Raw genomic sequence first — 24805 nt, 5'->3', positions numbered from 1 at the left:
CGGAGGTGATCGCACGGGGACCGGGATTTGTCGTAGGTGACTGTCAGAGTCCATGTCGACACGGAGTGAGGACCGATGAGTCAGCAGACGATCAAGCAGCAGGCGCGGCGTACGGCGCGGGAGATGGCCGACAAGAGGCGGCGCGAGCGTGAGGAGCGCGAGCGCCGGGTGGTCGGCCTGGCCGAACAGGTCATGGTGGCGATCGGCCAGCGTGACGCGGCGGTGGCCGAGACCGAGAAGCGCGCTGGGGATGCGCTGCGGGAGTTGACCGAGGTCGAGGGGCTGTCCCTGGGCGAGGCGGTCGAGTGGTGCGGCGAGACGATCACCGTGCGGGAGGCGACGCGGCTGCGGCGGCTGGCCGCACCGGCCGGCAGCGCGGAGACCGAGGGCGGCCCGGCCGCCGAGCGGGAGCCCGACGCGGCGGCCGAGAGCGGGGGAGCGGGTGCCGGCTCGGCGGCTCGATGACGCCGGCCTCGCGGCGGTCGCGGCGGCGCTCACAGACCCGGCGGTGCTCACGCGCTACCGGGCGAAGGTGGCCACGGTGCCGGGCAGTGAGTGCCTGTGGTGGACCGGGGCGGTCTCGGGTCGGTCCGAGCGGGAGCGCACCGACGGCGGTGGCCATGGCCGGTTCTGGTACGCGCCGGGTCGGGTGATCATCGCCCACCGGTTCGCGTACGCGGTGATGCACGGTGTGGACGCGCTCGCGGAGGCGCGGCTGCTCGGGCACCGCTGTCACAACCCGCTGTGCCAGCGGATCGCGCCGGAACACGTCGTGGTCTCGACGGCGCGCAAGAACCGGCAGGAGTGGGCCGTCCAACGGCGACTGCCGTACAGCCCGCTGGCCGACCCGCGCGGGCCGCGTCGGCGGGCTCGGGAACTGCGTGACCTGGCGCGTGAGGACCCGCAGCTCGTAGCCGACGACCTCGCGCGGCTCCAGGAGCTGCTGGGCGAGCAACTGACCCTGTGGTGACCAGCCGGACGCAGAAGGCCGCCCCGCACCGATGGCACGGGCGGCCTTGCGGTTGTTGGTCAGCCGGGCTCGCCGTCTAGGAGCCGACCGAGCGTCTCCCACAGGTCGAGGTAGCCGTCCGCGTCCTCGGGCGACTGCTCGCCCCACTTGGCGTGAAGAGCGCGAATGCGGTCGAGCCGGTCGAGCCGGTCAGGCAGCGCGGTGCGGGCAGCGGCCATGAACTCCACGTCGGCGGCGTGGCCGGTGGTCTTGAGGCCGAGCCGGTGACGGTGGCCGGTGTAGTAGGCCGCGAGGATGTTGTCCGGGATCAGGGCGTCGGCGGCGGTGGCACGGATCTTGTCGCCGTCCGGAGTCCAGGGGCCGGGGTCGCGCGCTCCTCCAGGGCGCGGAGGCTGGCGTCGTCGCTCATGCGGGCTGGTCCTCTCGTGCGGCGGCCAGGTCGAGCCGACCGGACGCGGCGGTGGCCACGGCGGTGATCCGGACGGCCAGTGCGCGCAACTCGGCGGGCGTGCCCCTGGATCGCGACCACTTCGTCACCGGCGAGGGTCAGGACGGGCTGGCGGTGCTCCCCGGCGCCGATCCAGTCGTCGCCGGGTGTGAACACCTGGACGCTGGTCTCGCGGGCGGCCAGCCACTCGATGTGCGCGCTCACGGGGTCACCTCGGCGGGCGCGGTGCCGATGAGGCGGCGGAACGCCTCGATGTCGGCCTCGAGGGAGAACAGGCGACGACGGTGCGTGTCGCTCTCTGCGGCGACCTCGGTCAGGACCTCGGCGAGGCCGTCGAGGAACGCCAAGACGGCATCGGCGGTGACGGTCTCGCGCAGCGCCGTCCACGGCTTCGGGACGCGGCTGCTGGCCGCGTACGGCATCCGCGTCATGGCGGCGAGGATGCGGCGCTGGTCGCGCTCGCTGATCACGGTGCCGGTCGGCTCCGGCTGGGTCTGCTTGGACATCACTGCTCCTGTTCGGTGGTGGTGCGGTGGGCGTACTCGGCGTGCAGGGCGTCCAGCGCCGTGGCGACGCTGGACAGGGCCGCGTCCAGGTGGGCGCTGGCGGTCTCGGGGGTCCAGCGGCGCACGTCGCGCAGCCGGTGCTCGATGACGATCAGGTCGCAGGCCGTCTCGCTGAGGGTGTGCCGGTCCTTGGCGGCGCTGGCCTCGACGTCGGCGGCAGGGGAAGTCGGGGTGTTGTCCCGCTTCGCGATGGTGACGAACTGGTTGAGCGGCAGGATGCGGGCGCCGAGGACCAGGGCGGTGATGTGGACCCTGCGTCCCGCGCGGCCGGGCTCATCCACGGAGACGGTGGTGATGGGGAACGCGACGCCGGTTGTGGGGTCGACCAGGGTGTCGGTGGGCCGGAGTTCCCATGCGCGGACTTGCTCGGTATCGAGGGCGGTGGCTTCGGTCATGGCTCCTCCTTCGGTTGGGCCGGTGGCGGGCCGGACTCGGGGTCTCAGCCCGCCACCGGAAGAACTGGCGCGGATGGTCAGGCCGGGGCGAGCGCGGTCCAGGCGCGGCGCTTGATCCGGTCGGGGTCGTCGCTGGTGAGCACGCGAGTGGCGCGGGCAGCGGCCTCGTCGCCCTTGGTGCGGACCGGGGCGTAGTGGTCGACGTACTCCGCGACGGCCTGATAGCCGGCCCACGCGGTGTCGCGGATGCCGGCCTGGGTCTCGGCGTCGGCGAACAGCCAGTGCAGCCGGGAGCGGCGGCGGCGCTCGGTCTCGCGGACGCGCTTGGTGGCGCTGGCCTCGGCCTTGCCGAACGTGGCGTCGATCAGGGCGTCGAACGTCGCGTCGGTCATGGTCTGCTGGATCAGCCGCTCGGCCTCGACCTGGAACGCGTCGACGTAGGTGAAGGTCAGCCCGAGCGCGTCGCGGGCGGCCTGGACGGCGGCCTTGGCGTTGCGCGTGTGCCGGATCGAGAACGACGACTCGTGGTTGCGCAGGGCCGCGCTCTGGGTGTTCGCGCACACGACGCGGACCGGCGTGACGAGGATGAGGAACGCGCTGCTGCCGTCGTGGCTGTTGAGCGCGGCGATGTTGAGGTCGACGCGGTCGGTGCCGCCGACCGTGAGTGAGTTCGGCAGCTGCATCGTGATGAACACCTGCCGCCCGCCGCGTAGCGACCCGGCTGTGTCGAAGATCGCGCCGGACTCGTCGGCCAGCAGGTTCAGGAACTCGGCGTGGTCCTCGTTCTGCAGTGGGGTGTAGCCGCCGCCAACGACGCCGAGCGCCTCGGGCTGGCCGGTGAACGGGGTAGTGCGCACCGTGGCGAACCCGGGGATCTCGATCGGCGTGACGCCGCGCCGCCCTCGCTGACCTCGGCGGTGGTGAGCGGCAACTTGCGCACCTCCCAGCCGCCCAGGTGGCCGAGCGTCATGGCCTCCTCGGCGGAGAATGCGCGGTCGCGGACGGTTGTGCCCAGCCGGTGCCAGGCGTCCTTGCGGGCGAAGACGGCGGCAGCCTGCGTGCCGTGGGTCTCGATCTCGTGTGACATGCGGGGTCCTCCCGGGTAGCGGATCAAACGAACTGAGTTATTCTATGGTTTCTATTCCACTGAGGGGCGGTTCTCCACAGGGAGAACCGCCCTCGGGTGGGGGAGGGGCGACGCGTCAGGCGGCGCTGTCGCTGGCCTCGTCGGCGTTGGCCTCGCCCTCCGTGTCGGCGTCCGGCTCGGGCTCCTCGCCGAGCAGGATGCACTCGACCTCGCTGGGCTGGTAACCCCACTCCACGAGCGCGCCGAGCACGCGGGCGTCCCACGCGCTCGGGTTGCGCCAGGAGTGCTTGCCGGTGGTCGCCTCCCATGCGGCGACGACGGCGGCGAGCGTGGTCATGGTCGCGGCCTTCGGAGTGGTCGCCTTGGTGGTGATCTTGCGGCACTCGTCCTGGCCTGCGCCGTAGTAGCCGGTCGGGGCCGGGATGCCGAGCAGCGTGAAGAGCATCGGGTGCCGGTGGTCCATGGCCTTGCTCAGCGAGTGGTGGCCGGTGACGACCGCCTCGCAGATCAGGGCTTCGGCTCCTTTCGGGGCCGTCTTGCGAGCGACGAACCCGGCCAGCCACTCGCGGCGCACCGTCTCCGCACTGGCCCACGCCTTGTTGTAGGCGATCACACGGCGGCGCTCCTCGCGGCGGGCCTCGGCCTCCTCCTCGCTCTCGCCCGCGTCCTCGTCGGCGGTGCTGCCGCTGCTCGCGCCGCCACTGACGCCGCCACGACGCCGCAGGCCGGAGGCGTCGAGGTCGGTAACGACCCACACCGGCACGTACTGCCGGTAGGGCTCGGCGGGCTCGTAGTCGTCGGCCTCGTAGTCGGTGTCGTCCTCGCTCTCGTCGTACTCGTCCTCGGGGTAGACCCACTCCTTGACGACGTGGACGCGAGCGCCCGGGACGCTGGGCCACTCCTCCTCCGGCACCGGCTCGCCCTCGGCGTTGAGCAGACGCTCGATGCGCAGCACCTCGTCAGCCGCCGCGACCTCTTCGGCGGTCAGTACCGGCAGGCCCTCGCCGCGCAGCCGCTCGACCTCGGCGGCGTCGGCCTCGCGCTCGGCGACCTCGTCACGCAGCTGTTGTGCCTCGTGCGTCAGGGAGCGGCGGAAGCGCTTGGCGTACTCCAGGCGCTCCACGGCCTCGGGGTCGTGCTCGATTATGTGGACAATTCTGGTCTGTCAAGCCGAATGACAGGACGGACGGCGCCCATCGCCGACGGGTTGCACACAGACGAGGGTCGTGGGCGAAGATGGCATCGGCGGGTGTGGTTCCTGGTTCTGACGGCGTGTTGAGGAACCACCAAGAACCTCACGGACCACACCCGCCACGCCGCCACCCGACGCCCAAAACCTAAGGTCACAGCGGTGCGATCACGACTTGATCAAGACTCTGATGCCGGAACTGTCTTCGCTGCTCATGGATGACGCTGCGGACGTTTGGTGCTGGCGCGGCCTGCAGACGTGCCGGTGTCGTGCCCGTTGTGCGGCGCGCTGACAGGGCGTCTGCATGCCTACCATCGCGGCAGGTTGCGCTCTGCCCCGGGTGGCCGGGGCTGGTCGAGCTGCGGGTCCGGCACACTGCCTCGATTCTTCGGCGGTCCGTGGGCTGGACGCGCGGCCGGGCGGTGGGCGCGTTGTCTGCCCACGGCACCCGACCGCGTGTCGGTGTCAGACGGACTGCGGCTCGGCGGCGGGGGCGCGCAGCGGCTTCAGTGCCGCCGACCACGCGATAACCTCGTCGAGCATGGTGGCCAGGGCGTCGGCGTGGTGCGGGCCGGGAGTGCAGGTTCCCGGGTCAGTGGGATCGGCCGGGTTGGTGAAAGTGAAGTCGGCGAACATGGACAGGGCTACCTGGGTGTGCACGTCGGCGATCTTCACCTCGGCCATGATCTGGCGCAGTTGTTCCACGGCGCGGGTGCCGCCGTGGATGCCGTAGCCGACGAACCCGGCGGCCTTGTCGTGCCACTCGGCGTAGAGGAAGTCGATCGCGTTCTTCAGCGCTGCGGGGAAGGAATGGTTGTACTCCGGGGTGACGAACACGAACCCATCAAAACCCGCAACGGTGTCCGCCCAGCGGCGGGTGTGGGCATGGGCGTAGCTGGCGAACGCGGCGGGGACCGGCTCGTCGAGCAGGGGCAGATCGAAGGCTGCTAGGTCGACGAACTCGGCTGCGGCTCGGCCGTCGGTGACGGCGGGGTGTGCTGCGACGGTGTTGGCGACCCAGTGGGCCACCGACTCGCCACGGCGGCCGGGACGGGTGCTGCCGACGACGACGGCGATGCGGATCACGATTGGTACCTCCTTGCGGTCATGATGGGGTGGGGTCAGCGGATCGGTAGTCGCCGACGGTCTCCAGGTGGGCGACGGTAGGCGGTTCGGCGCAGATGTCGTCGAGTTCGGCGCGGTAGCGCTGGAACGAGGCGAGCCGGTGGTGCGCGGCGTCACCTGGGCCACCGTCCGACTCCATGAGGGCCAGGAACTGGCCGGTGCCCTCCACCTGGAACGTCTCGTAGCGCAGCCCCGTCGGCCTGGTGCGTTCCAGGTCCGCGTAGACCGCGCGCAGCAGTTCGGTGCTGCGGCGGATGTGTTCAGGTTTGACCGTGTAGCGGATCAGCACCCGCATGCCCGGCTCCTTTCACTGTTCTCGGCAGGCCACTTTCATCAGACGGCCTGGCTTTCATCGGACAGCGTGTCTTTCACGAGACGCTATGTCAAGTGAATGCTAGGGTGGGTTCATGCCCCCCAGGCGGAAGTACGAGCAGCGGCTGCGTGCCCAGGCCGCCCTGGACACCAAGCGCCGCATCCTCGACGCGGTCTACCAGCAGCTCGTCAACGCGCCGTCCGAACCGGTCAGCCTGGACAAGGTCGCCAAACTCGCCGAGGTGGCCCGGTCGACCATTTACACGGTCTTCGGGTCTCGTGCGGGCCTGTTCGACGCGCTCGGCATGGACCTACTCCACCGCGGCGGCTTCACAGGCATGGTCCACGCCGTTCTGCAGCCCGACGCCCGACAGGCCCTGCGCGACGGCATCCGCGGAAATGTGGACATGTACGCGGCTCACCGTGACGTCCTGCGCGCCCTGTTCTCCATGGCCCAACTCGACGCCGACGCAGTCGGCGGATCAGTCCAACGCCTGGAACACGGCCGCGCCGAGGGTATGAACGGCCTCGCCCGACGCCTCCACGACCAGCACACGCTGCGCGACGGAATCACCGCTGACCAGGCCTCCGACGTGCTGTGGCTCCTCACCGGCTTCGACAGCTTCGACCTGTTGTTCACCGGCCGACGACTGTCCACCCACACGGTCACCACCACCCTGGCCGACACCGCCGAGCACGCGTTATGCCGGCCTGCGCCGGACACTCGTCAGGATCGAACCACGCGTTGACCGCTGGTCCGTAAGGTGTCTGGGTCTATCGCACGGACGGTGTTACCTGGCGTCTTCGGTTAGTAGGTCTCGGCGGCCGGCCAGCGGTCACCGAACCTGATGGCGAAGGCGTTGATACTGTAACTGTGGCGTGCCCGGATTGGCTCCCGGCATTCGCGGGCATACCAACACGGGCGGTGAGCGTCAGGCCAGGTCGTGGAGGAGCTGCTCCAGGCGTCGCTTGGTCGCTTCGTGCCGCTCGATCTCGCGTGGCCATCCTCGCGCGGTGGCGTCGTCGATGAGCTGCTGCTCGACCTCAAGGCGTGCGCGCAGACGGGGTGCGTAGTCGCTGGTGGTGAGGAACTTCGAGCAGGTCAACACGAGGTCGCACTCGCAAGGCCCCTCGGCCGGCGTGCGCAGGCAGTGGCCCAGTTCGAGCTCGGTCTTGAGAAAGTTGGTCTGCAACCACGACACCGCTTCGGGATCGAGCCGGTGCTCACGAAGGGCGTCCGCGGCCGGCCCGGCGAGCGTGACGTCGGCTCCGATGTGGCGGTCGAGGGCGTCTTGGTACTGCTGCTTGACGGTTGGGTCGGACAAGGTCGAGTAGATGATCGACATGTTGGGCGTCGCGTGCCCGAGCACGGCCATGATCGTCTGGATCCGGGCTCCGCCTTCGGCGAGCTGGGTGCCGATGGTGTGCCGGAATCGGTGCGCGGTGATCGTCGCTTTGCCGGCCGGGTCGACCAAGCCCGCCGCGGTGCAGGCCTCGGCGAGGGCCATGTCGAACAGCAGCGACTTGGACAGCAGTTTGCCGCGCACTACGAAGATGTGCTGGACCTCCCTGCCGGCGCTGGGGTCGTAGCGCCGACGACCGCCCGTGCGGCGGGCCAGCTCGATGAGCGGTTGCAGCGCGTCGGCGGCTTGTGGGTGCAGCGGGATGCTGCGTTCGGCGTATCCCTTGCCGACGGGAATCCGCAGCCGCGGGTGCCCGTCGGGGTAGGTGTCGAGGCAGTCGACGGCGAGGCGGCGGATCTCGTCGCGCCGGGCGCCGCTCCACCGGGCCACGATCAACGCCGCCCGCTGATAGGGGTTGGGCAGCTGCTCGACCGCGGTCATCAGCCTGGCGAGCTCGTGGTCGGGGATGAACCGCGGCAGCGGCTTGGGGATCTTCGGGATGTCGCCACGGGTGAACAGCACCCGCGCCGGGACGTCGTCCCAGCCCCACGCGGCGGTCTCGGTCACGAACCGGGTGATCAGCGTGACCACGCTTCGCCGGTAACTGATGCTCAACGGAGCGCCGGTCTGTTGGTTGGTCTGCGTGCCAAGCCAGCGCAAGAACTGCTCGGCGTGCTCGCGGTGCAGATCGGCCAGGCTGGCCATCTCCGGATGCGCCTCGCCCATCCAGGTCACCAGGCGGCGCAGCGCGTCCCGAGCGTGGCGCACGGTCTGTGGCCGGTCCAGGTTGGCGTCCAGGTGCAGGCGCAGGTAGCGCTCGATGACGGCGCGGACCTTCGGCGGCGCCCCCGGCGGAGCGAGCCGGTCCACCCAGCTGCCCGCGGTGACACGTCCGGTCGGCGGCCGGTTGACCTGACCGAGGTCGAACAGCAACACGTGCACCGCGTGCAAGCGAGCGGTCGCCGAACGCAGGTACCCGTCGGCTACCACTGCCGGCGGTCGGGCGTCCGGCGCCCGGGAGTAGAACTCCCGCACCGGGTCCAGCCGCAGCCGAGCGGTGAAGGCGTCGATCGCGTCGCGGAGCTCGTCGAGGTCGTCCACACCCAGCACGGTCAGGTCCGGATCGCCGCGGTGCAGCAGCATCCGGCCCAGCGGCCAGACCAACTGCGTGCGCGCCGTGGCGTAGCCGAGCTCGGTGAGCCTGGCCACGTGCCGGTCGAACAGGCCGGCATCCACACCAAGGCCACCGTGACGGGCCTGGAGCTTGAACGGGCTAGTGAACGTCCGGGCGAGCAGCACCGGGTAGTCCAGACCGACGCCGTGCACCAGCGACAAGTAGCTCAGGTACGGCATGATCACGCTCGCGCCGCCGTGCGGATTCTGCCCACGCACGCAGTTCTCCTTGTCCAGCAGCCGCTGCCGCAACGGCGCATCGAACCAGTCCTGCAACGACGGCCACCGTTCGACGAACCGGTCGTAGTTCTTCATCCGGTCCCAGCACGACGCGTAGCTGGTGCAGTGCTGCTCCACCCACTCCTGGTAGGTCGCCCGGTCGGCGTGCACCCACGGCACCACCTCGGGGTCAGGTGCCGCGGTGAGATGCCGCGTCGGACCGGCCGCGGTCACGACCGGTCCCGCAGCGCGTGGTCGTAGTCGGCAAGCACCTGCTCGTCCGAGACTCGGGTGTAGATGCGAACCGACTCCGGCGAGGCGTGCCCGAGCCGCTTCTGCAAGGCCAGCTGCCGCATCCCGCCCTCCCACATCGCGGTCGCGTGCGTGTGGCGCAGCGCGTGCGGCGTCTTGTCCGGCGACCGGATCCCCAGCCGATCCAGCCGGCGGGCGAACCCGCGCACCACGGCCTGGTAGCTCAGCGGCTCGCACCGACGCGCACCGGCGCCGCCGACCAGGAACACGAACGGGCTCTCCGCATCCAGCGGGCGTTCGTGCAGCACGTACCGGTTGACCGCGTCCAGCGTGCGCGGCTCATGCAGGTCCACCACCCGCTCGTGACGTGCCTTCGCCCTGGCGCCACGAGGGTGGTCATCGCGCTTGCGGACCGTCACTCGCCGGCGCCCATAGGAGATGTCGTCCAGCTGCAGGCACAGCACCTCGCCCGGACGCAGGCCGCCGTCGAGCATCAACAAGTTGATCGCCAGGTCGCGCATCGTCGTCAGGCTGGCCAGAAGCGCGTCGATGTCCCCGCTGCTCATCGGCCGCGGCAACCGCAGCGGAAGCCGGACCCGCACCGTACGGCGAATCGGCTGCTGACGGCTCGCCGCGCCCACGAACGGCTGATGACGCTCATGCACCCGGCCCAGCGCGAGGTCGACTCGCCGCTGCATCGGGTTCTCACCGGTCGTGTACTGCTCGGCCGCGATCGCCCAGTCGAAGAAGCTCGACGTCGCGGCCAGTACACGTTGCACCGTCGCCGGCGACAGCAGCCGCCCCTGTCCGGTCGCGACCGTCAGGCCAAGTCGCTGCGCCGGCCGTCGCGACGGCACCCGCCGCAGATAGCCGAGGAACTCCAGCGCCATCGCCGGCCGGAAGTCGTTCCAGCCCAGCGATCGATCGGCCAGGAACTGGGCCAGGTGCCGCAGGTCGTAGCCGTAGGCGCACACCGTGTTCGGGCTGTACCCCGAATCGACCAGATGGGACAGGAACCGATTGACCGGCACCACCTCGTCACCGGACTCGTCGACCAGCATCACGCGACGGACGATCCCGTCCTCTCGCTCCTTGACCACCCGCACACCGGCCTCCCTCGCCGGTACTCAGCCCATCAGGCCGCAGTCCCCATGCTGGGAACATAGCCACTCCGGCGTGTCGAGATAACAGAGAACTCGGCGAAGATCGCGGCCTCCTCCAAGGTCAGATCGCCGGAGTCGAGCCGGTTGCGGGTCTGGTCGGCCTTGGTGACCGCCAGGGCGGCGTTCACGGTCGGGCGGTCGATGCTGGTGCGCTTGGCGATCTGCGCTGCGCTCACGCCGAGCAGGGCCAGCTGCTCCACGCCCGCGACGATCTCGGTCTCGCGCATCCCGGCTCGGTGGATGTTCTCGACCATCTGGTCACCGATCCGGTCGGTCTCGGCGGGCTGGGGGACGACCCGCGCCGGGATGAGGCCGGTCGGGGTGCCGACGTCGGCGGCGGTCACGGTGCGGCGCTGGCCGCGCAGCAGGACGTACTGGCCGTCCTCGTTGCGGTAGACCGTGACGGCCTCGATGACGCCGCGCTCCTTGATCGACTTGCGGAACTCCTTGTGGTCGGGTCGCAGGTCGGTGCGGACGTTGGTGCCGATGATGATGTCGGCGGGGTCCAGGTGCAGGAACTCCTCAGCCGGGGCGGCGTCGGTGCCCTCGGTGGTGGTGACGGCGTCGGTCTGGATGGTGTCGGTCATGCGGCTGTCCTCCGTGAGTAGAATAGAAAGAACTGACAGGACCAAGTCTCCCAACGGGGCCGACGCCTACCGGCTCACAGCGCGAACCTGTGGAAAGGTGGGCACGTCCGGAGGGTGGGGAAAACCCCGCTCCTACGGAGGCGGACTCCGCTGCGGCGACGCGGCGCAGCTGCACCCTCGTAGCTGTCTGGACGGAAGGAATCGAGCGAGAGTGGGAACGGCTGCGCACGGCCCCGCCCGGGAATGCAGCGGCGTTGGTGTTAGCGCCAGGTGCTGCAGCTGGCGCTGGGCCAGGGGAGTGGCGGCATGACGAGCCAGACCACGACCCCGGTCGGCATCTACTGGAAGCCCGGCGTGTGGGACCTCGCCCGATCGGCCTACGTCGCCGACCTGGACACCGACCCCGACTCGCCCGGATCGTTCGTCGGCTGGCTCGCGCAGGCGCTCGAGCTGCACGCCCGGCGCTCGCCCCAGCAGCGCGCCGAGCTCGCGGCCGCCAGCGAGAAGCATCCCGCCCTGGTCAGCGTGACCCGCAAGAGCTTCAACAAGAAGCACGACCTGCCGGCCTCCACCATCGAGGCCGTCGACGACGCGCTCGTGGCCGACCGCCAGGAGCTCGGCCGGATGCTCGCCCGCTCCGCGTTCGCCCAGGAAGCGGTGATCGCCGCGGGCGAGGAATCCCGCCGGCGGCTCGGCCACGACCTGCCTCCGCCACCGCAGAAGCTCAGCAACCGACCGCCGCGGCGGCGGCCGGCACGGTAGGCCCAGCTGGTGGCCGGCACAGTTGTGTCGATCCCTGCCTCTCGCGTCCTTCTCAGCGCCCCGATCCGGTACCCGAGAGCCGGTCGGGGCGCTTCTTTGCGCCCTCACTGCGCCCTGAGGAGCAGCTCCTTCGCGAGCACGAGCGGAAACGAACAAGTTCGGCCCAGGTGATCGCTGCGGGAGCCCGACGGGACCTAGGTGACTGCGGGACCGATTCCGACGTCTCGCAGTCACCTAGGAGGAACTCATGTCCACCACCGTCACCTTCGCCGGCAACCTGGCCGAGGCTCCCGAGCTGCTCTACACCCGCGAGAACAAGCCGTTCGTCAGCTGCCGGGTCCTGGTCAACCGGCGCGTGCAGAACGACGAGGGGGAGTGGGTCAACGACGGGCCCACTGCCCACAACTTCAATATCTTCGGCTCGGCCGCCACCCACGTGCACGACAGCTGCGGATCCGGCGACCCGATCTTCGTCCACGGCCTCGAGCGCACCGAGAGCTGGCCGGACAAGGAGACCGGCGAGAAGCGCACCAAGGACGTCGTGGTCGTCGACAGCCGCTTCGGCGAGGTCGGCGTCTCGCTCAAGTACGTCTCCGCGCGCATCGATCGCGCCGCCCGCCCGGCCCAGGCCAGCTGACCGCGGGGAGGGTTCCGATGGATCTCGTCGTTCAGTCCCCGGACGAGCTGCTCGCCGCCGTCCCGCATGTCCTCGGCTTCAAGCCCGAGGAGTCGATCGTCCTGGTCCCGTTCGGGCCCGGGCTCCCGATCACCCGCGTCGACCTCCCGACCAGCGCGACCGCCCGCGAGGAGGTCTGGGACGCCATCAGCGGCCCCTACGGCCGCCACGCCCGCCCCGGAGCTCGGCTGGGCATCCTCTGCTTCACCGGGGACCGCCGCAGCGCCGAGCTGGCCAGCCAGCACCTGTCCAACCGACTCGAGACCGTTGGCATCACCACCCAGATCCGGCTGTGTTCCGACGGGGAGCGGTGGCGGGAGTTCAACACCGGCTCCACCGGGCTGCAGACCCAGGCGACCGCCGAGCGGATCGCGGCCACGACCGTGCTGTCCGGCGCCGCCCAACCGGCCTCCAGCCGGTCCTCGCTGGCCGCCTCCATGGTCGGCGACCGCGAGCCGATCGCCCAGCTGATCCCCGCAGCTCGAGCAGAAGCCGCGGCCAGCTCGCCGGCCGCGGAGCGGGACTGGGCCCTGGACCGTCTCGAGCAGTTCCACACCGACGGCAACCGGCTCTCCGACGTCGACGGCGCACGGATGCTCCTCGCGCTGGAGAAGATCGGCACCCGCGACGCGCTGTGGGAGGGCATGACCAAGGAGAACCACACCTCCCACATGGCGATCTGGAACGACCTCACCCGCCGCGCCCCTGACGAGGTCCGCGCGGCGCCGGCCTCCATGCTCGGCTTCGCCAGCTGGCTGCACGGCGACGGCGCCAAGGCCTGGTGCGCACTCGACCAGGTGCCCGCCGACCGGCCCTACTCCATGGCCGCCGTCGTCGCCTCCGCCCTGCAGAACGGGATCCACCCTCGCGAGTGGGAGCGGTATCAGACCCAGATGCGGGACCTCGCCGGCGAGCTCGACGAGTCCTTCGTGCCCAAGCCTCCCGAGAAGCAGCGGGATCTGCCGCGCACCCAGCCCACCGCCGACCGCCGGGCCCCGGGCCGCTGAGGAGACCGCGATGAACTACGACGACACAGACCCGATCGACCAGATAGACGCCACCCAGCTAAGCGCGACAGAGCGCCAGCTGCGCCGCCTGGTGGTGCCTGAGCCCACGGCCTACGCCCCCGACAAGCGCCTCGACGTCATCCACGATCCGGACCTCGACCTGCTGTGGGGAGGCGAGGCGTGAGCAGCTGCGCCGACCGGAGGTGAATCGTGAGAGGTGAAAGCCATCCCTGTCCGAAGTGTGTCTCCTCAGCATCAGGCTTCGCGTAGTGTTAGTATGAACACTATGGAGGTGTCCCGGCGCGTCAACGAGAAACGTCGTGTTGGACTTCCGATGGAGCTGGCGGTGCTGTCGGGGATCAGGCCGAGGGTGTGGGTCACGGTGGGCCTTGCTGATGACCGGCGGTGGGCTCTTGTGCTCACGCCGGTGCCGGCTCCGGACGATCCCGGCGCCGCGGCGCGGCGTGACCCTGTTCGACCGCGGATGGTGACGGAGGTGATGCAGGTGACGTTGCCGAAGCTGTTGATGGAGCGGGTTGGGATGAAGCCTGATGACTGGGTGTTCGTCAGCTCGCTCGGCCAGGACCGAGGGATGCGAGTGGTCCCTCAAGCGAAGGTCATGTTGCGTGAGCTGCCCACTGCGCGGGCGGGTAGGTTCGCGGGCCGCGGCGTAGTCACTCCAGCAGGTGTGTCGTGATACTCCGGGCGTTGGGCCATTCGGCCCGCCGACTAGCAGCTGGCGGCGGCGTCTCGTTGCGGGGGTGGGGGGTTACCCCCGCGGTCGCGCTGACGGATGATGTCGCCCGGGGCGCGGCTCAGGCGCACCGCAGTGACGTGGGTGGAGAGGATCGTTGGGGGTGGTGCAGATGCTGACCCGGGAGCGGCTCGGCATCGCCAAGCCCACGCCACGCGGTTTGGCGCATTGGCACGATCTGCAGCCGGCCGAGGCCGCCGAGTTCGTACGCCGTGACGTGGTCGGTGCGGGGGTGTGCCTGCCGGCGGTGTGGTTCTGCGACGGCCTGCTGGTGCCGGTGGTGTCGTGGGACGTCGAGGCTCTTGAGGGGCGGGTCGCGACTGGGCGGGGTCCGGTGCTGTACCGCTCCATCCTGGCCGACCGGCTCGAGCACGGGCGCGACCACATCGAGCCTGCCGTCCTGCGCATGGAGGCCTTCATAACCCTGTGGCCGCTGTCGGCGGCGCGGGGTGCACTAGCTGCTGCCTCGGCCTACGCATCGGCGGTCGCGGCCGTCCCCTCGCCCCCAGGGGCAGATGGCTGGGATGTCTTCGAGTGCGACTACTACGGGTTCACCGTGGCCGAGGTCAACCCGGTCGGCGCTCGAGTGGTCGTCGAGGGCCTCGGACGCGCCAAGCACTCCGAGGGCGGGGTTGCGCACCAACGTCGCCTGATGGAGGAGCAACTGTTCGACGTGGCTCTCCGAACGGGCGTCACGCCAGCCTGCTGAACGAGCGCTGCGGCTGAGCCGGAGGCTAGGACAGTGGCGGCAGACTCGGCGCGAGCTTGTGCCACGCGCCCTGGAACTTGGGCGGATCCCAGTTAAGGCCGGTCTCTGCGGCGATCTCCATGTTGGTGACCTGCGCGTGGTTGCACTGGCCGACCCAGGCGTGCTGACGGTGCAACGGGCTCGAGGCGTCGAGGATGTTCTGGCCGAGCTCTGCGATGGCTGTCAGTGAGTGCTGGTATGCCGCGACCTCGTCGTGGATGTGGCTCAGGGGCCGGTTGAAACAACGATGGCACCCGCAGATCCATCGTTCCTGGTGCTCCTGGTCGAGCGCGATCGCGGTGTTGAGAGTGTCCAGGGCCCGGTAGGCCATCGAACGGGGCACGTAGATCCCGATCCGCGCACCGCCGTTGAACCCGCCGCCCTTCTCCTTGGTCGGGTAGAGGTGTCGCAGCGCCGTGGTCGTCCCGACGGCGCCGAGGCTCGCACCGAAGGCGACTGCGCCGATCACGGAGATGTCGCAGCGCAGCAACGCGATCTTGACCTCGGCCTCGGCGAGCAGTCGGACCAGTCCGGCGACGGCGTCCTGGACGCCGAGTGGGTCGTTGTCGTGCTCGAGCACCAGCGCGACCGGGACTGCGGCTTTGTTGATCTCGGCGATCAGGCTGGCGACGTCCTTCTTGAGCCAGTCGAGATGGAGTGGGAGCACGGCGACCACGTCAGGCCCGAGAGCGCGTGCCTCGTCGAGAACCGCGGCAAGAGCCGTCTGCTTCTTCGCCGGCACGTAGGGGGAATCAGTGAGGGCCGCGGAAAGGCCGAGCTCGCGCTGCACGGCGACCCATGCCGGGTCGAGGTTTGAGCCCGTAGCCGTGGCGACAGCTCGGTTCTTCCCGGCATACCTGTTTGCGTCGGCTAGCACGACAATCTCCGCGCGCACCGGTTGGGCGGATGCATCGGCAGGAACGGCTGCGGCGATCGTGACTCGGCACTCACTGACCACGCGCTGCAGTTCCTTGATGCGGTCCTTCATCCGCGGGTTCAAGGTGAGCAGGAGGCCGGTCTCCTCAACCGCGACCAGGGCAGCCGCGGCGCTGAGGTGACGTGTCGCGCACGCGGTCTGCAAGAAAAGGGACGGGCAGCCTGCGAACAGCGGGTTCGGGCTCGGAAAGCGGCCTGCGGCGGACCTGGCCCCGACCTCTCCGATCTGCCCGGACAGGACGTCGACCTCGCGGCCGATCACTACACCGCGCCCTGCGGCCGGGTGGGCGTGGCTGTCGTCGCGGGCTCCGCGGTGGATGCTGCTGCGGATCTGCATCCGGGGTCTTGCTCCTTCCACCTGGCTGGGTGTGGACAGCCTAGGCCGCGAGGCCGACGGCTCGACGGTGTTCAGCGGCGGTTGTGCATGAGTCGCTGTCTGATCGTTCCTGTGGACGACTGCGCCGTCGGCGTCAGCGGCCGGGTTGTGTGCCTGGCCGTTCATGGCTGCACCAGCCGTAGCGGGGTCGCGGGAGGTGTCTCGCCGGGCGGTCGGTAGTGGGCCTTGAACGGGGCTGGGAGCATCCCGGCGGTCTTGGCGAGCTCGTCGATGGTGTAGCCGTGCTGGCTCAGGTGCACCTCCATCACCCTGGTCAGGGTGCTGGGAGTTTCGGCCGGCGGGGCACCGGGCTCGAGCTGCTTCCAGCCCAGCTGGTTGAGCCGGATCTGGAACTGGCGATACTGCCGATCGGAGATCTCGTCGAGGTCGTAGGCGCGCCGGATCAGTGCCGCGATCGACATGCCCCACTGGGCCTTGAGCTGGATGAGCCGTGGGAAGTCGCGGGTGGTCAGGCCGGCCAGCTGCGGTGCGATCTCCTCGGCCGGGGCGAGGAACTCCGCAGCGAAGATGTCGGCCTGCTTCTCCTGGTCGTCCTCGGGGATGGTGTGGAGGAGCAGGTGAGCGAGCTCGTGGCAGGTGGTGAACCTCTGCCGGTCGGCCGGCAGACCGAGGTTGACGACCATGATCGGCGGGCGCCCACCGTCACGTGGCCAGGTGGACACCGCGTCTTGGGCGTTGGTGACCAGCGACCGTGCCACCACGATGATGCCAACGGCCTCGAGCACCTCGACGACGTTGTGGATCGGGCCGGTCGGGACTCGCCAGGAGGCGCGTACGGCGCGTGCCGCGGCCGCGGGGTCGCCGTCGAACAGGTCGAGGTCGAGACGGTGCAGCTCGGTGTCGGGTACGAGCTCGATGCCGCGCAGCAGGCCCTCGACAGAGACCCGGGTCAGGTGAGTGAGGGCCTCGATGCGCCGCTTGGTGGAGGCGTTGATCTTGGAGTGCCGGCGCCGGTGGTGCATGCAGGTGACCTCCAGCCCCTGCACGGGGGTGTCGTCGACCAGCAGCTCGACCGGGCACTTCAACGCGTCCGCCACCTTGAGGAGGTTCTCACCGGTCAGGGGCAGCAGGCTCGACTCGACCTTGGAGATGTAGCCCTGGCTCAGACCGGCGGCCTCGCCCAGGTCGAGCTGAGTCAGGCCGAGCGACTCCCGCACGAGGGTCACCATCCGCGGCCGTGCGTGGTCAGACACCACGACCTCCTCCGGGGCGAGAGCCGGCTGCGAGGCGCTTGGCAGCGGCCGTCTGCGCCGAGCGGATGATCGGTGGCGACAGCGGCGCGAGCGGCATCTGCACCGGGCCGGCGACCGAGCCAACAACAGGGGTCGTGCTGGTCATGCTGGTGAGTGGGATCGGAAGAGAGTAGAAGACGTCGGTGAAGCCGAGATGGCAGACCAACTCGAGGCGCGAGATGTTCTCCTCGGCGGTGTCCAGGACGTAGCCAGCGGTCAGGACGGTGAACGTCTCCATGCCCGGCAGGCACGGGTCGCCGAGGTGGTAGGCCAGGCTGAGCGCCCGGTCGGAGTCGCTGCGGCACAGGCCGAGCTCGGAGGTGAGCTTGCGGAACCGGACCCTGAGACTGCCGCCGGCCAGGCTCACCCAAGGCCGGCCGAACTGGTCGTCCTCCACGGTGGCCTCAGGCACCCGGTTGAAGATGCGGTGGGCCGGCTCACGAGTGAAGTCCGAGACCAGCATCCCGCGCGAGGAGGCGCCGGCAAAGGCCATCTGCGGCGCCGCCAAGCGGCGGGTGGTCGCGAACCCGCCCCACGCTTCGATGAGGACCTGACCGAAGAGTGGAAGGTGCCTCCCCACTGCCTGCGCGACCGCCTCGTGGCTCGCCGGCGCGGTGACCGGGAACTCGTTCGCCTCGCTCGATGCAGTCATCTCGATCCTCTGCTCGGAATGCTCTGGGAATGAAAGCGTAGCATTTGTGCCGGGCAGATCGGCTCCGGACTGCTCGTAAGTGTTGCCGAGTCGTCTGTGTCTGACCCTGCGGGTCGCCGGCCAGAAGCCATCTCCTCCACTTCGGTCGCGGTGACGTCCGGGTGTTCGCGACCTCGGGCGGGATAGTCGCCAGCTGAGGTAGATCGTCGTACGCGTCGCGCCATGCTCCCCAGCCACGGTCGGTCTGCATATCGGCGAGGCTCGACATCAGCCACTCGAGCAGCGGCATTCGCCAGGCGTTTCGCCGCCAGAAAGGTCGAATGGCACTCCGAATCTCTTAGCCCGGATCCACCGCCCGCCCTGGTGTGGGCCATTGCGGAGCTCGGATGGTGAGTGAGCATCGGTTCGGGCGGTCCTGGGCGTGCGGAAGCCGCCGGTCTGGCCGGCCTCTCCGAGGTCCTGGTCGTCGAGGTAGGGGTTGGTGGTCAGCAGCGCAGCGGGATCGCCTGGATCGTGGTCAGCGCTTGAGCGATCGCTGATGCCCATGGCCAGGAGGCGGGTAGTCGTAGATGTCGTCGTCGCCCGCTGTGGACCAGGCGTCCTGGGACGGTGAAGATTCGTCGTTGCAGGGTGCTCGCGGTGGCCCTCTCCAGATCCGGGCCGGCCAGGCGACCGATGGCGCGTGCGAGGTTGTGAGCCATCACGCTCAGTGCGAGCCAGGCGGCGTTGGCCATGAACTTCCCCGAAGGCAGGTGCGCCAGGCCGGCGCTCTTGAGCTCGGCGATCCGCTGCTCGACGACCGCGTGTCGGCGGTGGTCGGCCTCGATCTCAAGGACGTCTCCGGGGCGGTTGGTGACGAAGGCGTGGTAGTCCCAGGTGGTGAACAGCGCGAGCTGGCTGCCGGGGGTGGGACGGACCCGGCGCACCACCAACCGGACGGTGGTGGCGTCCTTGCCGGAGAACGCCGTGTAGGCGGTCTCGGCGACGTCGGCACCGGAGACCTCCGGGGATGAGAGCCAGTACGGGATCGGCGCCCAGGCGTCCTCGTCGATGGCCTCGATCGCAGCCCGGATCTTCTTGTCCTGCCGTGCGGTCACCGAGAACTCGACACCGAGCTTGACCGCGGTGCCGAGCACTGCCCGGCTGTAGAAAGCACTGTCGGCGCGGACAGTCAGCTGCCCGGTCGCGCCGGCGTCACGGGTCCGGCTGACGGTCTCGGTCAGGAAGCTCTTCGCGCCTCGGGCCGCGCCCGCCGAGCCGCCCCGCAAGCGGCTGAACAGCACCATCCCGGTGCTCGCGCAGGTGGCGAACTGGGGGTGGTAGCCACGGACCTTGGTGTACCCGAACCCAGCACCCTGCTTGGACCGCCCGAACACCGGCACGATCGAGGAGTCCAGGTCGATCGTCAACGGTCCTGCCAGGTCGGCAGGACCCGCACCAGCTGCCCAGAGACGGGCCAGCAGCTCCCGGCTGACCGCGTCGAGCTGGCGCACGTTGGACCACTTGTGTGCGCGCAGCCACGACCCGACCGTCGACGGCGCCCGGGTCGCGTCGAACAACTCTCCGGCCGCGCTCGCCCGCAGCAGGGCGGTGTCGTCGATGCTGTCGCCGCCGGCGAGCACCGACCCGATCACCGTCAACGCCTTCGCGCCGCTGTTCGCGCCATGCTGTGCCAGCCCGAGCCGCTGGTCGATCAGCTCACCCAGCCCGATCCGCTGCGCCAGCACCGCGGCCGGCAGCAACCCGGCATTCGGGACCAGATTCTTCTCGGTGAAGCTCACCGAGACCCGACTCAAGTCATGAGATGCTCGCACCTGTCAGATGCCCTTTCGTGCGGTCAAGGATCGTTCTGTCGCAAGACCAATCCTCAACGCACAAAGGGCATCTGCACGTTCACGGCACGCGGGAACCCCTCATCGAGCGGTGGATCCGGGCTTAGGCGATCGAACGTGGGCGCTGGAAGAATCGCCGAAGGAAGCGCGTGTGGTCCGTGTGGTTGCCGTTGCCGCGCGCGAACATGAAGAACTACGGGGACAGGGCGATGGACAACTTCGACGAGGGTTTGCGTTGCCAGGACGTGCACTCCGGCGTGCGGAACGTCGACCCGAACTCGCCGGTGCTGCAGCCGCTGGTTGACACCCGGATCGTCGGGATGGCGGCGACCGTCGCGGGCCTCATCCGCGGCAACGACGTCATCAAGGACGCGCAGGCGCTGATGTCGATCGCGGCCAGCCAGCTTGATGTTGACATGCTGGCGTTCAACGAAGTGGTCACGCTCCTGGGCGACGCCGGGTTCGTAAGCGGTATCCAGCGCTCGGGCGGCAAGATCCAGACCTTCACCGAGAACGTCCCCTACTACGACGATCTGTACACGCGGCTCGGGGAGGTGTGGCAGGACCGCAACCCGACCGAACTAGAGAAGCAGCTCCTGGTGGTTGTCGACGGGCTGTCCGAGGCCCCGGTGCCGCTGGAGGAGCTCGAGTCGACCTTCGCGCTGGACCACGCCGATGTCCCGCTGATCGTGCAGTTGGCCATGGACTCCGGGCTGATGCAAAAAGTGCAGGCCATCGACGGCGACATCGTGTACTCGCCATTCTTCGGGTTCGAGAACCCGGCCCTGCTCGGAGAGCTCGTGAACAGTCACGGTGGTGATCAGCTCGCGGAGGAGTTCGCCGCGGTCCGGGCGAAGCAGGGGCTGGCCATCTCTCCGACCACGCACCCGCTGCTGACCGACGCGGTTGCGAAGGGCCTCATCATGGCGCCGGCCGTGACCGTTCCTGGTGGGGGTGCGCAGCCGTTCGCTGCGCTGCCATACATCGCGGATAGGAAGCTCCTGACCGCCCGCAAGCCCGTTCTGGACAAGGCGCTCGCGGTCATCGCGTGTCTGCGGTGCGCGGAGTCGTTCGGTGGGTATTCGAGTCTGGATGCAGCCGGGCTCATCAACGTCATCGACAAGTTGCTGGACCCGAACCGGGGGTTCTTGGCGCCGCACAGCGGTCACAAGCGGCAGTATGAATTGATGCGGAACGCCCGCCTCATCGAGTTCGCTCCGGACACATTGCCTGGCGGTCGGTGGGTGACTCCTCGGTTCATCGACACCGCCGACAACCGGGAGGTGCTGAAGCTTGCGCGGGAGCTGCTGACGCACGGTGAGCTGGTCGAGCACCGGGTCGATGACGCGCTGGCGCGGGAAACGCTGGCGTCGGACCGGTCGTACGTGGCGCCGATGCAGACCGTGCATCGGCTCCGGAAGAGTGTGCAGCCTTCGGCGAAGCAGTTCGACAAGATCTTCGAGGCGGCGATGGGAACGAGGTCTCTGTGAGCGAGCTCGATCTGGGCCTGAAGGTAGGCGTCCGGTCGCTCCTGTGGTCGATGGGTTTCTCGACCCGACTCGACGTGGTGCTGCGTGGTCACGAGCGTGCTGACGGAGGGCCGGCAGAGACGTTCACCGACCTAGACGTTCTCGGGGTCTCCGTCACGCCGGGGTACCGGCTGTCGACGACCATCGCTGATTGCAAGTCTGGCAAGTCGGACAAGCCGACCGCCCGGATGTTCTGGGTCCGCGGTGTCGCTGACCTGTTCGGCGCCGACGACGCCATGCTGGTGCGCGAGCACGAGGTCCTCGACTCGACCAGGCAGCTGTCGGACAAGCTCCGCATCACGGTGCTCCCCTCAGCGGACCTGGCCCACATGCAGACCCTGCACGGTCCGCCGGTGCCCGAAGGCAGCCCGCTGGCCATCTTGTTCGACAAGGCCGCAGCAGAAGCGCACCTGAAGGCGTACACGAACCTGGACAAGCGGTTGAAGCCGCTCATCGATTACCGCGACTTCGACTACTGGATTTACGACGACCACCGCAACCCATTCCAGCTCGTCGCGCACCTCTCTGACGCGGTGAAGTTCCTCAAGCCGAAGGACCCCGACCACCTGTCGCTGTTCTTCGACCTGGCGTGGCTGTACCTGGTGACCCTCATCAAGGTCACCGAGCACGTGCGAGGTGCTTTCCTTTCTGACCCTGACCGCGGGCTCCAGGAGTATCTGTACGGCGGCGCGACCGGGCTGAAGGAGAAGAAGCAGGTCGCTCAGCTCCTGCAGTCACTACGCCCTGACGGCGCGAAGGAGCGCGACCACCTGCCTGAGTACTACCCGACGCTCCGGGAGCTCGTCACCCGGCTGATGCGGCGCCCTGACCACATGCAGAACGCGCTCCGGCAGGCCGAGGCTGCGTCCGCGTTCGCCGCGGCGCGGCAGCGGATGACGCTCTCGAACGCGTTCGGTGACGAGTTCGATGAGATCGCCGCCAAGTTGGTCGCGGACGTCTGCGGGTTCCTGGTGACCGCGACCGGCATCGACCCGGAGTTTCGGGTACAAGCTCGCGCCTACCTGCTGGGGGAGTCGGTTGCGGAGGTCTCCGTAGCTGGCGCAGCGAAGGCCTCCGCGGGCGCGATGGCCGCGAAGAAGACCCCGGCCAAGAGGTCGACGGCGAGTCAGGCGACGAATGCTGCTGAGGCTGACACAGCCGATGGATCGGATGCGACCTAGCTGGCGCTGAACTTCTTGGCCCTGGGTCCCATTGTCGTCTTACCTGTTGGGTCATCGACCTTCTCTGTAGAAGACCAACCTTGTGCAGGGTTACTCGCTGCTTGCGGGTGTCGATCTTCTCAGGGTGCGCCGAGTTCGGTGATGCCATCGCCATTCACTGCCGTGGGCTTCTCATCCTGCACTTCCGCGAATGCCTGATCGATGGCGGCCCTCGTACGCTCGGAGCTGCTGGGCATGAGGTGCGTGTACGTCCGCAAGGTGAAGCCTGGATCGCTGTGTCCTAGGTATTCAGAAACCGCGCGGATCGACTCGCCGGCGTCCAGCAAGACGGATGCGTACCAATGGCGGAGGGCGTGCATGCCGTTATCCCGCACCTGCTCGATGCCCACGCGCGCCTGCGCGGGCTTCCAGAGGCGCGTGTTGAAGTAGTTGCGGTTGAGGGCCGAGCGTTCGCGTGTCGTCAGTATGAGCCCCGCGCTCGACTTCCTCTCAACCTCGGGCGCGCCCCACGGCAGCGTGACACTGCGCCGCGGGTAGGCGGCGAGGTGGCTGCTGAGTTCCGTCCCGACACTTTCGGGCAGTGGGACGGTCCGGGTCTTGTCGCCCTTCGGCAGACCGAAGACCAGGCGGTTGCCACCGAAGACCTTGACCTGACGCCTCACCTCGACAACTCCACGAAGGAAATCGACATCCTCGACTGCCAGGCCGAAAACCTCGCCTTGACGCAGTCCAAGTCCCGAACCCAACGTCACCGCGATCCTGTACTGCGGTGGCAGCGCGTCGTGCATGGAGGAAACCCACTCTGACGGCCACGGCACAACCTTTCGTCGCGACGTGGCGGGCCGTGTCACTGAACTCGCCTTGCAGGGATTCTTGGCGATCATGTCGTCATCGACTGCAGCAGAGAAGATGGCGGACACGTTTGAGAAAATGACGCGTCGATAGGTTTCGGCCATCTCCATCGACCGGAGAAGTTTCTGGATCGTCGACGGCTTGATCTGGCGAAGTTCGAGGTGTCCGAGGGTCGGGAACACGTGGAGCCTGAGTCGCAGCTCGGTCGCCTCGTAGGTCAGCGGACTGAACGTCCGGCTTGCCAGCCACTCCTCGGCATACGTCCGAAACGAGATCCTGCCCGCGTCGACATCAAGATAGGTTCCACGGAGTTTGTCCGCCTCGACTGTGTTGCGGAACGCGACCGCCTCGGCTTTGCGTCGGAAGGTCTTGCGGCGTTGCCGCCCCTCGGGATCTCGGTAGTTGACGACGTAACGAGGGCTGCCGTCGTCGGCTGGCCTGCCAGAGCTAACGCTGGCCATGGCTGTCCTCGGCACAATCCGATCGAGGGACAAGTCGTGCTGCCGGATGTCCCGTCGCTATCGCCGGTCCCGGGTCTGGCCGAGGACCCGTCGGGATCACTGATTCTCCTCGAGTCGAACCGTCCAATTGATGACGGTTGCTGCTCGCCAGCGCAGGTGCTTGCCGACACGGAAGCCGGCGGGACCGTAGCCTGTCGTCCGCCACGAGTAGATGGTCTGCTTGGTGACGCCGAGGTAAGACGCGACATCGTCGATGTCCCACAGTTCCTGCGCATCGACCAGCCTGGGTGACCGGCTGCTGGCGTTTCCGCGACGCCGCGGACCGAAGACTCCCGGTTCCGCAGTCGGCACGTTCGAGTTTGTTGCCATCATCAAGCCCCTCCTCGCGGCGTTGACGGACGTTTGGTCTACGGGCACCTATGTCCGACAACCGCGCGGGAGCGATCACGCAGGTGGAAATGATCTGGCAACGCGCTCGCCGAGCATCCGCTACGACGGTTGTCAGCTCATGCGATGCGACGGCGACGATTCGGGCGACCGAGTTACGCCGAGACCCCCAGGGTGGACCGCCCGGGGAGCGCCAAGAGACGAGCCTGGCGGAAGGTGGCGCTCCCGAGATTTGTACTGGATTTGTAACAGGCGAGCGGCTAGCAACAGCAAACGCCGCCGAGCGACCAAAGGGTCGCTCAGCGGCGTTTCTGCAGGTCAGCGGCTGTTTGTTGCGGTTGTTCAGCGTTACTGAACGACCGCAGCCGGCGGCCCGGTTAGATGTCGTAGATCAGCTCGAACTGGCTTTCCGCAGGCTGGTAGCCAGGTGCGCACTTTGCTGTCGCTTGTGAACCTCTGACAGCGGACAGTCCAAGATCCCTGTAGGCGGACACTTCATCTCCCTCTCCG

General features: G+C 68.7%; 27 protein-coding genes. 11 read left to right on the top strand and 16 right to left on the bottom strand.

All coding sequences use genetic code 11. The features are described from left to right. Positions 1–75 precede the first annotated feature (75 nt). Both Q9R13_RS05045 and Q9R13_RS05040 read left to right on the top strand, forming a co-directional pair. Positions 76–465: a hypothetical protein gene (locus tag Q9R13_RS05045; protein ID WP_310963990.1), complete on the top strand. Its 390-nt coding sequence runs from the start codon at positions 76–78 to the stop codon at positions 463–465. Further along, positions 443–970, top strand: coding sequence for a hypothetical protein (locus Q9R13_RS05040; RefSeq protein ID WP_310963988.1), 528 nt, complete (start codon positions 443–445; stop codon positions 968–970). The genes Q9R13_RS05045 and Q9R13_RS05040 overlap by 23 nt, the downstream gene beginning before the upstream one ends. Positions 971–1029: 59 nt before the next feature. Here Q9R13_RS05040 and Q9R13_RS05035 read toward each other — a convergent pair whose 3' ends face one another. The 7 genes from Q9R13_RS05035 to Q9R13_RS05005 all read right to left on the bottom strand — a co-directional run bounded on the left by Q9R13_RS05035 (position 1030) and on the right by Q9R13_RS05005 (position 6075). Further along, the gene (locus Q9R13_RS05035) at positions 1030–1197 is read right to left on the bottom strand and encodes a hypothetical protein (RefSeq protein ID WP_310963986.1); all 168 of its coding nucleotides are present in this window, start codon (positions 1195–1197) and stop codon (positions 1030–1032) included. Positions 1198–1618: 421 nt separating this feature from the next. Beyond that, on the bottom strand, positions 1619–1924 hold the full coding sequence (locus Q9R13_RS05030; protein ID WP_056680673.1) for a hypothetical protein: 306 nt from the start codon (positions 1922–1924) through the stop codon (positions 1619–1621). Then, positions 1924–2379: a hypothetical protein gene (locus Q9R13_RS05025; protein ID WP_310963985.1), complete on the bottom strand. Its 456-nt coding sequence runs from the start codon at positions 2377–2379 to the stop codon at positions 1924–1926. Before Q9R13_RS05025 ends, Q9R13_RS05030 begins: the two co-directional genes overlap by 1 nt. A gap of 77 nt (positions 2380–2456) precedes the next feature. After that, the gene (locus tag Q9R13_RS05020; RefSeq protein ID WP_310963984.1) at positions 2457–3236 is read right to left on the bottom strand and encodes a DUF932 domain-containing protein; all 780 of its coding nucleotides are present in this window, start codon (positions 3234–3236) and stop codon (positions 2457–2459) included. A gap of 345 nt (positions 3237–3581) precedes the next feature. Then, positions 3582–4589, bottom strand: a complete 1008-nt coding sequence (locus Q9R13_RS05015) for a hypothetical protein (protein WP_310963983.1) — start codon at positions 4587–4589, stop codon at positions 3582–3584. Between the two features lie 531 nt (positions 4590–5120). Then, positions 5121–5741, bottom strand: coding sequence for an NADPH-dependent FMN reductase (locus Q9R13_RS05010; RefSeq protein WP_310963982.1), 621 nt, complete (start codon positions 5739–5741; stop codon positions 5121–5123). A 19-nt stretch (positions 5742–5760) separates the two neighbouring features. Continuing rightward, positions 5761–6075 carry a hypothetical protein gene (locus tag Q9R13_RS05005; RefSeq protein ID WP_310963981.1) on the bottom strand — a complete coding sequence of 105 codons (315 nt, stop codon included), beginning with the start codon at positions 6073–6075 and terminating at the stop codon, positions 5761–5763. 112 nt (positions 6076–6187) lie between these two features. Here Q9R13_RS05005 and Q9R13_RS05000 point away from each other — a divergent pair, with 112 nt between their 5' ends. Further along, the gene (locus Q9R13_RS05000; RefSeq protein ID WP_310963980.1) at positions 6188–6841 is read left to right on the top strand and encodes a TetR/AcrR family transcriptional regulator; all 654 of its coding nucleotides are present in this window, start codon (positions 6188–6190) and stop codon (positions 6839–6841) included. A gap of 183 nt (positions 6842–7024) precedes the next feature. Here the strand turns inward: Q9R13_RS05000 and Q9R13_RS04995 are convergent, their stop codons facing one another. Genes Q9R13_RS04995 through Q9R13_RS04985 form a run of 3 tightly spaced genes read right to left on the bottom strand, consistent with a single transcriptional unit; the run spans position 7025 to position 10889 of the window. Then, a complete protein-coding gene (locus Q9R13_RS04995) occupies positions 7025–9121 on the bottom strand; it encodes a tyrosine-type recombinase/integrase (protein ID WP_310963978.1) in 2097 nt (698 codons plus the stop codon). Continuing rightward, positions 9118–10245 (bottom strand): tyrosine-type recombinase/integrase, encoded by a 1128-nt coding sequence (locus tag Q9R13_RS04990; RefSeq protein WP_310963977.1) that lies wholly within the window; start codon positions 10243–10245, stop codon positions 9118–9120. Before Q9R13_RS04990 ends, Q9R13_RS04995 begins: the two co-directional genes overlap by 4 nt. Positions 10246–10274: 29 nt before the next feature. Beyond that, on the bottom strand, positions 10275–10889 hold the full coding sequence (locus Q9R13_RS04985) for a ParB/RepB/Spo0J family partition protein (protein ID WP_310963976.1): 615 nt from the start codon (positions 10887–10889) through the stop codon (positions 10275–10277). Positions 10890–11195: 306 nt separating this feature from the next. On the opposite strand from Q9R13_RS04985, the gene Q9R13_RS04980 reads away from it, so the two are divergent. From Q9R13_RS04980 to Q9R13_RS04955, 6 genes are all read left to right on the top strand, one after another. Then, a complete protein-coding gene (locus Q9R13_RS04980; RefSeq protein ID WP_310963975.1) occupies positions 11196–11651 on the top strand; it encodes a hypothetical protein in 456 nt (151 codons plus the stop codon). A gap of 247 nt (positions 11652–11898) precedes the next feature. Further along, positions 11899–12288 (top strand): single-stranded DNA-binding protein, encoded by a 390-nt coding sequence (locus Q9R13_RS04975; RefSeq protein ID WP_056678545.1) that lies wholly within the window; start codon positions 11899–11901, stop codon positions 12286–12288. Positions 12289–12305: 17 nt separating this feature from the next. Next, positions 12306–13334: a DUF4192 domain-containing protein gene (locus Q9R13_RS04970; RefSeq protein WP_310963974.1), complete on the top strand. Its 1029-nt coding sequence runs from the start codon at positions 12306–12308 to the stop codon at positions 13332–13334. Positions 13335–13344: 10 nt separating this feature from the next. Beyond that, positions 13345–13518 (top strand): hypothetical protein, encoded by a 174-nt coding sequence (locus Q9R13_RS04965; protein ID WP_185254947.1) that lies wholly within the window; start codon positions 13345–13347, stop codon positions 13516–13518. A gap of 102 nt (positions 13519–13620) precedes the next feature. Then, entirely contained in the window at positions 13621–14031 is a 411-nt protein-coding gene (locus Q9R13_RS04960) for a hypothetical protein (protein WP_156393525.1), read from the top strand. 160 nt (positions 14032–14191) lie between these two features. Beyond that, positions 14192–14797 carry a hypothetical protein gene (locus tag Q9R13_RS04955; protein WP_056678536.1) on the top strand — a complete coding sequence of 202 codons (606 nt, stop codon included), beginning with the start codon at positions 14192–14194 and terminating at the stop codon, positions 14795–14797. A 25-nt stretch (positions 14798–14822) separates the two neighbouring features. Here the strand turns inward: Q9R13_RS04955 and Q9R13_RS04950 are convergent, their stop codons facing one another. The 4 genes from Q9R13_RS04950 to Q9R13_RS04935 form a co-directional block, all read right to left on the bottom strand. Further along, positions 14823–16109, bottom strand: coding sequence for a hypothetical protein (locus Q9R13_RS04950; protein WP_310963973.1), 1287 nt, complete (start codon positions 16107–16109; stop codon positions 14823–14825). A 161-nt stretch (positions 16110–16270) separates the two neighbouring features. Beyond that, a complete protein-coding gene (locus tag Q9R13_RS04945) occupies positions 16271–17362 on the bottom strand; it encodes a helix-turn-helix domain-containing protein (protein ID WP_310963972.1) in 1092 nt (363 codons plus the stop codon). After that, the gene (locus tag Q9R13_RS04940; protein WP_310963971.1) at positions 17355–18053 is read right to left on the bottom strand and encodes a hypothetical protein; all 699 of its coding nucleotides are present in this window, start codon (positions 18051–18053) and stop codon (positions 17355–17357) included. Before Q9R13_RS04940 ends, Q9R13_RS04945 begins: the two co-directional genes overlap by 8 nt. Positions 18054–18538: 485 nt before the next feature. Continuing rightward, positions 18539–19849 carry an IS1380 family transposase gene (locus tag Q9R13_RS04935; RefSeq protein ID WP_310963970.1) on the bottom strand — a complete coding sequence of 437 codons (1311 nt, stop codon included), beginning with the start codon at positions 19847–19849 and terminating at the stop codon, positions 18539–18541. A gap of 185 nt (positions 19850–20034) precedes the next feature. Here Q9R13_RS04935 and Q9R13_RS04930 point away from each other — a divergent pair, with 185 nt between their 5' ends. Together Q9R13_RS04930 and Q9R13_RS04925 are read left to right on the top strand one after the other, a co-directional pair. After that, on the top strand, positions 20035–21375 hold the full coding sequence (locus Q9R13_RS04930; RefSeq protein ID WP_310963968.1) for a hypothetical protein: 1341 nt from the start codon (positions 20035–20037) through the stop codon (positions 21373–21375). Further along, complete coding sequence (locus Q9R13_RS04925; RefSeq protein WP_056678525.1) at positions 21372–22595, top strand: hypothetical protein; 1224 nt, start codon at positions 21372–21374, stop codon at positions 22593–22595. Before Q9R13_RS04930 ends, Q9R13_RS04925 begins: the two co-directional genes overlap by 4 nt. A 119-nt stretch (positions 22596–22714) precedes the next feature. On the opposite strand, the gene Q9R13_RS04920 is transcribed toward Q9R13_RS04925, so the two are convergent. Together Q9R13_RS04920 and Q9R13_RS04915 are read right to left on the bottom strand one after the other, a co-directional pair. Continuing rightward, a complete protein-coding gene (locus tag Q9R13_RS04920) occupies positions 22715–23908 on the bottom strand; it encodes a tyrosine-type recombinase/integrase (RefSeq protein ID WP_235532521.1) in 1194 nt (397 codons plus the stop codon). Positions 23909–24004: 96 nt separating this feature from the next. Next, positions 24005–24280 (bottom strand): helix-turn-helix transcriptional regulator, encoded by a 276-nt coding sequence (locus tag Q9R13_RS04915; RefSeq protein ID WP_082563595.1) that lies wholly within the window; start codon positions 24278–24280, stop codon positions 24005–24007. Between the last annotated feature and the right edge of the window lie 525 nt (positions 24281–24805).

The organism is Nocardioides marmorisolisilvae (assembly GCF_031656915.1).
Lineage (GTDB): Bacteria > Actinomycetota > Actinomycetes > Propionibacteriales > Nocardioidaceae > Marmoricola > Marmoricola terrisoli.
Note: the sequence above shows the minus strand (reverse complement) of the source record. Positions and strands in the feature narration are given on the sequence as shown.

Bases quoted from the DNA above. Each gene is read 5' to 3' on its own strand.
- Q9R13_RS05045 (WP_310963990.1), top strand. From the start codon at position 76: ATGAGTCAGCAGACGATCAAGCAGCAGGCGCGGCGTACGGCGCGGGAG.
- Q9R13_RS05030 (WP_056680673.1), bottom strand. From the start codon at position 1,924: ATGTCCAAGCAGACCCAGCCGGAGCCGACCGGCACCGTGATCAGCGAG.
- Q9R13_RS05025 (WP_310963985.1), bottom strand. From the start codon at position 2,379: ATGACCGAAGCCACCGCCCTCGATACCGAGCAAGTCCGCGCATGGGAA.
- Q9R13_RS05005 (WP_310963981.1), bottom strand. From the start codon at position 6,075: ATGCGGGTGCTGATCCGCTACACGGTCAAACCTGAACACATCCGCCGC.
- Q9R13_RS05000 (WP_310963980.1), top strand. From the start codon at position 6,188: ATGCCCCCCAGGCGGAAGTACGAGCAGCGGCTGCGTGCCCAGGCCGCC.
- Q9R13_RS04985 (WP_310963976.1), bottom strand. From the start codon at position 10,889: ATGACCGACACCATCCAGACCGACGCCGTCACCACCACCGAGGGCACC.
- Q9R13_RS04980 (WP_310963975.1), top strand. From the start codon at position 11,196: ATGACGAGCCAGACCACGACCCCGGTCGGCATCTACTGGAAGCCCGGC.
- Q9R13_RS04975 (WP_056678545.1), top strand. From the start codon at position 11,899: ATGTCCACCACCGTCACCTTCGCCGGCAACCTGGCCGAGGCTCCCGAG.
- Q9R13_RS04970 (WP_310963974.1), top strand. From the start codon at position 12,306: ATGGATCTCGTCGTTCAGTCCCCGGACGAGCTGCTCGCCGCCGTCCCG.
- Q9R13_RS04965 (WP_185254947.1), top strand. From the start codon at position 13,345: ATGAACTACGACGACACAGACCCGATCGACCAGATAGACGCCACCCAG.
- Q9R13_RS04960 (WP_156393525.1), top strand. From the start codon at position 13,621: ATGGAGGTGTCCCGGCGCGTCAACGAGAAACGTCGTGTTGGACTTCCG.
- Q9R13_RS04950 (WP_310963973.1), bottom strand. From the start codon at position 16,109: ATGCAGATCCGCAGCAGCATCCACCGCGGAGCCCGCGACGACAGCCAC.
- Q9R13_RS04940 (WP_310963971.1), bottom strand. From the start codon at position 18,053: ATGACTGCATCGAGCGAGGCGAACGAGTTCCCGGTCACCGCGCCGGCG.
- Q9R13_RS04920 (WP_235532521.1), bottom strand. From the start codon at position 23,908: ATGGCCAGCGTTAGCTCTGGCAGGCCAGCCGACGACGGCAGCCCTCGT.
- Q9R13_RS04915 (WP_082563595.1), bottom strand. From the start codon at position 24,280: ATGATGGCAACAAACTCGAACGTGCCGACTGCGGAACCGGGAGTCTTC.